The 818-nt window shown below is 77.0% G+C and carries 1 protein-coding gene; it reads right to left on the reverse strand.

Annotated elements, in window-relative coordinates; all coding sequences use genetic code 11:
- Window positions 1–36: 36 nt before the first annotated feature.
- Window positions 37–818 (reverse strand): thiamine pyrophosphate-dependent dehydrogenase E1 component subunit alpha (locus AB0O00_RS33105; protein WP_363658131.1); only part of this gene is annotated, 782 nt, incomplete at its 5' end.

The raw sequence follows: 818 nt of genomic DNA on the forward strand, positions 1-818 counted from the left end.
GCGCCCGGTTGAGCGCCTTGGTGTACGAGAGGCGCGTCATGCCACCGCCCCTGCTCTGGGGCGCAGCCCGTCGGCGTACAGGTGGTCCGAGGCGCCGGCCGGGTCCGGGTGCTCGGAGGCGAGCGCGAAGTCCTCGGCGGCGGACAGGAGTTGGTCCACCTCGTGGTCGGCTGCGGCGACCGTGGCGGGATCGAGCAGGGCGGCGGCCCGGGGGAGCGGGTCGCGGGTGCGCCAGGCGTCGATCTCCTCGGGGGTGCGGTAGCGCGGTTTCATCCGGCGTTCCATGGTGTGGTGGCCCTCGAAGCGGTAGGTGCGGCACTGCAGGAAGGCCGGGCCGCCGCCACTGCGCGCCCGGTCGACGGCCCGGCGGGAGGCGGCGCGGACGGCCTCGGTGTCCATCCCGTCGACCTCTTCGGCGGGGATGCCGAAGGCGGCGGCCCGGCCGGTCGCGCTGCCCGCGACCGCCGCGGTGGCGGGCAGCGTGGTCGCGTAGCCGTTGTCCTCGCACACGAAGACGACCGGCAGCCGCCACATCGCCGCGAGGTTGAACGACTCCAGCACCACGCCCTGGTTGAGCGCGCCGTCGCCGAAGAACGCGACCGCGACCCGGCCGTCGCCGGCCTGCCGGGCCGCCCAGGCGGCGCCGACGGCGATCGGCGCGCCCGCGCCGACGATGCCGTTGGCGCCGAGGATGCCGAGCGACAGGTCGGCGGCGTGCATCGAGCCGCCCCGCCCGCCGTTCAACCCGTCGACGCGGCCCGCGAGTTCGGCGAGGAGCCGGTGCGGCGCGGCGCCCCGGGCGAGCACGTGGCCGTGGC

The sequence above is a fragment of the Kitasatospora sp. NPDC093558 genome (assembly GCF_040683475.1).
GTDB lineage: Bacteria > Actinomycetota > Actinomycetes > Streptomycetales > Streptomycetaceae > Kitasatospora.